The organism is Stenotrophomonas sp. CCNWLW162 (genome assembly GCF_037203745.1).
Classification (GTDB): domain Bacteria; phylum Pseudomonadota; class Gammaproteobacteria; order Xanthomonadales; family Xanthomonadaceae; genus Stenotrophomonas; species Stenotrophomonas maltophilia_AQ.
Genome location: NZ_JBBCBL010000009.1, coordinates 124,741 through 131,312, shown reverse-complemented (window position 1 = coordinate 131,312; position 6,572 = coordinate 124,741). Strand labels below are relative to the sequence as shown.

Annotated in this window: 5 protein-coding genes and 1 pseudogene; all 6 read right to left on the bottom strand. The window is 60.2% G+C overall.

The window, feature by feature from the left end; genetic code table 11:
* Positions 1–148, bottom strand: a pseudogene (locus V9K93_RS19195) (amino acid permease); the annotation flags it as partial.
* A 73-nt stretch (positions 149–221) separates the two neighbouring features.
* Entirely contained in the window at positions 222–1,205 is a 984-nt protein-coding gene (locus tag V9K93_RS19190) for a hypothetical protein (RefSeq protein WP_136638678.1), read from the bottom strand.
* Between the two features lie 928 nt (positions 1,206–2,133).
* The gene (locus V9K93_RS19185) at positions 2,134–2,892 is read right to left on the bottom strand and encodes a zeta toxin family protein (RefSeq protein WP_337303043.1); all 759 of its coding nucleotides are present in this window, start codon (positions 2,890–2,892) and stop codon (positions 2,134–2,136) included.
* On the bottom strand, positions 2,893–3,240 hold the full coding sequence (locus tag V9K93_RS19180; RefSeq protein WP_295376236.1) for a hypothetical protein: 348 nt from the start codon (positions 3,238–3,240) through the stop codon (positions 2,893–2,895). It abuts the gene before it with no gap.
* 645 nt (positions 3,241–3,885) lie between these two features.
* The gene (locus V9K93_RS19175) at positions 3,886–5,262 is read right to left on the bottom strand and encodes a hypothetical protein (protein ID WP_337303042.1); all 1,377 of its coding nucleotides are present in this window, start codon (positions 5,260–5,262) and stop codon (positions 3,886–3,888) included.
* Positions 5,263–5,417: 155 nt separating this feature from the next.
* Positions 5,418–6,500, bottom strand: a complete 1,083-nt coding sequence (locus V9K93_RS19170) for a calcium:cation antiporter (RefSeq protein ID WP_295376245.1) — start codon at positions 6,498–6,500, stop codon at positions 5,418–5,420.
* Between the last annotated feature and the right edge of the window lie 72 nt (positions 6,501–6,572).

The following is a 6,572-nucleotide window of genomic DNA, read 5'->3' as shown; positions in this document are numbered from 1 at the left end:
CCGCACCCACGCCAAGCAGGATGAGGTGTTTAGCCGTGAGGGTCCGTTTCAACGTGGCTTCGCCGTCCAGGCTGCCTCCGATGGGTTCGCCAGCATCGACGTGCCCCACCGGCTCGAGTGGCTTGATTCTCAATAGGGCTTTCAACATGTGTATCTCCTGGAGATCGAATCAGGCGGTTTGTCGATCGTTGCCGACGGCCTGGAAGGCTAGGAAGGAGCTGTCAGAAGGACATGCCTAAAGCGATCTGCGGGCGAATGAAGTCAGCGGAGTTGCGGCCATCCAGCGTAAATTCGACGCCGGCGATCAGCCCCACTGACGCATTGAAGTGGTACTGCAGGGCCGGAGCCATGCTCAGGCTTCTGCTGGCAGGTCGCTGTTCGTAGATGGGTTGAATGCCATTTCCAGTTGCAGGAACATAACCGCGCAGGTTCTGACGGCCCTCACGAGTCCCTGCGATTTCCATCACCGCTACCCAGCGCGGATTGAAGCTGTACTCGGCGCCAATCGATGCCCTCAGTACGGAGCCGCGGGCCATGCTGCCCTGGAAGCCGGGTGGGGTGCCGTAGATGCTGGCACCAGAGATGGCGATGCGTTCGGGTGTGGGGCTTACGCTGAAGTGAGCTCGCCAGCGCAGTGGTCTTTCATTCTTCATCCAGATGATCTGTTGAATACCCAGGCCTAGTGTTGTGCGTTGAACGCCATCGCCTTGTGCATTCAGTGCGTTATCGGTGATGCGATCATGGTTGCCTGTGGCGAAGCGTTGCGTTAGTGACACGGATATCGCTGGCCGCGTGCCATCGGTACTGGGTTGTTGCAACAAGTAAAGCAGGCCGGCGCTGCTGCCGGTCATTCGGAATCCATCACTGCGATCGCTACCTGACTCCGCGCGAACCGCCGCGAGACTGATCTGGCCGGTAAGCCGTTCGCTCACTCCATAGGACATCGGCAGCAACAGCGACCAATCGCCGCTGTCCACTTCGAGACGCTGCCTCTTGCCAGCATCATCAAAGATCCTCTTGCTGTCGGTGCGAACTAGATAGGGTTGGATATACCAATTGCCTTTCCGTACTCCGGCAGGATTCGGAGTGATCAACGGTCCTGTGAAATTGACGGTCTTCAGATCGCGCTCCGAAGGAGCGGCCATCGCCTGAGGTGCATTGAACAATGCAACGATCAAGGTTGCGAGAGATGAAGATCTGCGCATACAGGCTTTTCCTTGTGGGTAAGGGCTCAGTGTCAAATCTGCTTGAAGCCCGACTACCTTCGGATGCGCGTGTGGTGAATACAATTCACAAACCTGCTGGAGAAATCTGGTGCGCTCTTGACTGATGTTGGTGATGCAACATGTGCAAGGTGGGCCCGTCAAGAACGCAACACGGGTCACGGCGACAAGCGATCATGCCGTCACTCAGTCACACCGATTCCTTCTATGTGCCGAGTACGGCCTTTGGGTGTGAGAGGCTGGCGGTGATCTCCGTGCCGGGGTGTCGTCACCTGTCACGATGTGGCCAGCAGGCGACCAATGTGCGCGGCTGCACGTCAGGTTCGTACACGCCAATAGCCTATTGGTACTGGCCCGCCTATTCAGCTGGTTGATGTTGCCTCAGGGACTCAATGGGTCATCAATATGATCACGTTCGTTGCATGGTGAAGCGACGGTGCCCATTCGGTCCGGAGCTCCGGGCTAAACCATTCGCGGCCACACCGTTCTTGTCGGGGTCTCTCTTTCGTCCGTGCTCAGCATAAGCGTGGCCGCATGCTGTAGTTCAGTCGATGCCCCTGGTAGTAAGCCAGCAGCCGACTCCCATGTTCCTGCTGCTCGGATGGAGTTGTGGTCAACATGTAGCCAGCAGCGCGGCTTCCGCGCCCGTCCGGTTGTCGCGCGCGTACAGGTCGGCAATCTTTGTTCCTTCCGTGGCGGCTTCAACGACCGTCGCTGCGGCACCACCGATGACGGCACCCCGCACCATGTTTGGACGCACGCGGATGGTGTGGTCGATGCCGCGTGCTTCCTGGATGTTGGGCGTTATGCCTTCAACAACCTTGAGCGTTGCGCGCTCATCGAAAACGGCTGCCGCTGTTGGCGGACTGACCTTGTCGTTGAGTGGCAGGGTGTCCGTAAGTTCGGCGTGCTAGCGGCCCTGCGCGCGCCAGCCATCGCGCAGTGCTTGGGTGATTCGAGGGTCTTTCAGCCGAGCTTCGCGTTCGGCTTCCAGCGCTGCGCCCGGTGGGCGGGTATCGCTATGGCTGTCGTAGACCTGAGCGCCTTCGCGTCCGTAGAGCCGAATCTGGATGCCGGTCTCGGCCTGGACCTTGTCCAGATTTCCGGGCAGGGCATCGTAAACGTGTTTGCGCACGTCTTCGGGGACGTAGCGGCCGAAGCCTCTGTTATCCAGAGAGTTGGAAAAGCGGGCGTCCACGCCAAGTTCACTTTCCAGCCGATGTGCGACGACGCCTCGAATCTCTACATCGTAGCCCTTGGTCTGGAGGTCCTTGATCAGCGTGACCGCGCTATCACCATTGCCGAGCGTGGTGTCGAGGATGAGATTCCCACGCCCCTCTACTGCTGCCGAACGCAGCTCTTTAGCCCATTGGCTGGCGTCTTCATGTGTGTGGCCGGCCCACGTGTATGGGTGCTGCTGGCGCAGGAGTCGAGCATCAGGATGAGCGCCGCGAAGCTCGTCAGGATCGACCTTCACAGCATCATCGGAAAGCTCAAACTCAACAGCGGCGACCAGTCCACCTTTACCAGCGCCGGGTTGTCCCGCCAGAACGATGGCTCGAGGCATCGGCTGGCTTGTGACTTGGTCCAAACGAGATTCCGGAAGGATGACATCCCTGAGGCGGGCGGAATGTTCCTCCGGACTCAATCGCGGATGCGGGGTATCCACTTAGTGCTGCTCTCCCGATGCCTTGAAATACTCGTACAGTTCATGGAGACCTTTCATTCCGCCATTACCGGAGCGTGCTCGGAACATGAGTTTGAATTTCTCGTCAGCCATTGCAATGGATTGCGCATTGCCCGATGCCTGAGCTGCAGTCAGCTCACCTTGAGCATCATTGATGAATCCATCTAGACAATCCTCCAGCTTCCACACTGCATCCTCAAATGGCGGTAGAGACTTCATGCGCCTGTTGCTCACTGAGTTGAGAGCTTCCTGCAGGCTCTTGATGTGCTCTGGGTAGTCTCTGAGAATTTCTCGGAGCTTCGCCGGAACGGGAGGATGGGATTGAGGCATGGTGGGTACCTATTCAGCGGCCTGATGCGTTTTCATGAGTATCTGCACTTGTAATGGCGAGTTCAATGCCCCCCCCCCAACAGCCAGCCGACTATCAGAAGCCGTTGCTAGTCGGGCCTTGAGTGAAGCTCGAAGTACTTCCTGAGATCACTGAGTGTGGCCATGCCAATGTTGCTGGATCTCGCAAAGGACATGAGTATTTTCTTTCTTTGAGACTGTGCAGTTGCCTTCGGGTCACCTGAAGCTTCGGCAGTTGCTAGTTCAGCTCGCGCTTCGGCGACAAAGCTAGTGAGGCAGTCCTCCAATAACCATACTGCGGCCTCAAAGGGCGGGGCGTAACTCTGTCGCCCATGGCTTACTGACCCATGGCTTACTGAAATGAGAGCCTTCTGTAGCTGTTCGATGTGTTCCGGATAGTCCTTAAGCATTTCCCGGAGCTTCGCCGGAACAGGCGGGGAGGTGAATCCATGGCTGCCACCTCTACCTCTTCGGAATATCCATGCGGAAGAGTATCCGCACATTCTCGGGTGGGTCCAATGTCGTTTGCGACATCGGTAGGGTGCATTGGCACCGTGGCCTTGGATACGGTGCTGAATGATTCAGATGTGGGGACGTTGAGGGAGTGAATCCACGCGTGGCGTGGATTTACCGGCACCTCGGTTTGCCACCAGCCACACAGCTTGCCCGCCAATGCTCCCAGGCCTTGGCGTCGATGCTGGCCTTCATCGCGATGCCCTGCAGCTCCGCCCAGCTCTTCGGCGAAGGCGAGGCCAGCAGCCCGCGCATGAAGGCCTGCATTTTCACTTCGCCCACCTGCTTCTCCAACGAGAGCAGCAGCAAGGGCGCATAGACGTAGCGATACATCTCGCCCAGATCCGAGTTGCCGTCGATGGCATCGAACGCCCGCAGCGGCTTCTCCTGCATTTCGATGGCCGATTGCAGTCGCGCGATGTAGCGATCCGCCGCGGTATCGCCACTGATCTCGCGCAGCGCCTTGATCGAGAGGAACTCGGCGCTAGACTCCAGCAGCACCCAGAAGTACGGTCCCTGCGGACGATTGAGCGTGCCGAAGTAGTAATGGCCCATTTCGTGTGCGATGTACTGCACGCGTCGCTCGGCCTTCTCGCCACCGGCCAGCAGTGAATCGGCCACGTTGCCGATGCTGCCGCTCATGGCGATGGTCGGCCAGGTGGCAAAGCCCCATTCGCTGCCCTCGCGGTCGCGCTCGATCTGGTTGAGCGTGACCATGCGCAGGAAGGTGGGGCGGTCGGCCAGCGGCACGCCCATGTAGCGGCTGTGCACGCCGGCTATCTTCTGCACCGTGCTGGACAGTGCATCGACCTTCGCCGGGGGCAGGGTCTCGTTGAGGATCGTGACCTGCGCGGTGCGGGTGATGGGGCCGCTACCGCCGAAGAGGAGGATGGGCCGCGCGTTGTCGCTGCGGAATCGCCCCTGCGCGCCTTCGATGGCCGGGCTGCCGTTGATATACAGGAAGCGGCAACCGCTGCAGTCCACCTGCAGGTCGTAGCGGCTTTCGCTGCTGCGCAGGCGTGCCTTGGGGTCGAACGCCTGCGGCAGCCATGCGGACTGTTCGGTGAAGCGGGCGCTGTCGCCGTTGAAGGCCATCAGGCCCTTGAAGTCGGTCGGGGCATCGTGCCGGGCGTAGACCGGGAGGGCCCCCACATACTGCACGCAGAGCGTGGCGGGTGGCTTGCCCACGGCGTATACCCGTGCCTCGCCATCCACACCGGGCTCGTACCAGCCTTCGAAGTCCAGCGGCGCGCCATCGGCATCGGTCACCCGCGCGACGTTCAGGCCGGCGTTGAGCACGAAGGTGCCGAGGGAATCGGCAGGTCGATTGGACACGCAGACATCGCCTTCCACGCGGCCGGTCGCTATATCCACTCGCACGCTGCCGGTGGTGAGTGGCGTCGCGTCCTGAGCAGGCGGCGCAGCCAGGCTGGTGGCAGGGGCGAGCAGTGCGGCAACAACGGCGGGCAGCAGGGCTTTGCAGGGGTTCATCGGGCCATCCGTGGTGGAGTGCGTTGACTATAGCGCCAACGCAAACCCGCCCGAATGCCGGCTAGCCACCCGGACATGTGGCTCTGGCGGAATGCCGTGGCCTGGGGCAGGGGGCTCGAACGGCATGTGCTCCCTATGGAACACGTGCGATGCGGTTACGAATGGAACAGCAGTAGGCCGAACAGGCAGAATACGGAGATGTGCAGGAAGCCTTGGATGGGAGACGTGCGCTGGCCGTTGAGTGTCTGTGCAGTCAGGAACAAGGTGATCGCCAGCAGCGCAACTTCCATGTCCGATATGCCCATGATGACCCGCTTTCCGGTGAGCAGCCCAATGACCAGGATGGCGGGCACGGTAAGCCCCACGGTCGATACGAAGGCGCCCAGGCAGAGATTGATGGCCCTTTGCATTTCATTGTTCATCGCTGCCTTGATGGCGGTGATCGACTCCGGGGTGAAGACAATGATGGCGATCAGCACGCCACCCGCTGCGGCCGGTGCGTCGAGCGCGGCGATGCCGTAGTCGGTGACCACTGCCAGGTGGTGCGCCAGCAACACGATGGGCAGGATCAGGCTGACCAGAAGGATGGAACGCGCCAGCAGGGTACGCCGGGTAGCCGCGCTCACCGGAGCCTTCGGCGTGGCCGGTCCGCGGAGCTCTCCACGCATTGCCGGCATGACCATCATCTGCCCAATGGGCGGTTGGATGAAGTAGTGCCTTCGGCTCCTCATCTGCATCCAGAGGAAGACGACGTAGACAAATACGGTAATGGCCGTGATGCCTATCGCCTGAGCATTGGTGAAGGTGTTCCCGGTGCCGGTGTACTTCGGCAGAATCAGCGTCATGCCGGTCAGTACCATGATCATCGACAGGTAGGTAATGGCACCCTGTGCGTTGTACTCCTGATCACCATTGCGGGCGCCACCGATGAGGCAGGCGCCCAGTACCAGGTTCATGATGATCATCATGACCGCGAAGATGGAGTCGCGGCCAATAGTCGGGTTGTCGCCGGGACCCAGCAGCACCGAGACGATGAGTACAACTTCAATGAGCACGATGGCAAGTGTGAGGATCAACGTTCCGTAGGGCTCACCAAGTGCCTCGGCAAGATGATCGGCCTCGCCGACCACGCCGAACGATGCGGCCAGGATCGTGGCGAACAGTGCGAGGAAGATTCCGCCCGCGATGGCCGGTGTGAGTCCTGCTCCCATCCAGCCCGGCCCCCAGAGCGTGAACACGACCACGACACTCCATGCGCCAAGCAGCAGGGCGATGCTGCGTGGTGGGAGAAGCGAAGATATGGGGGGATG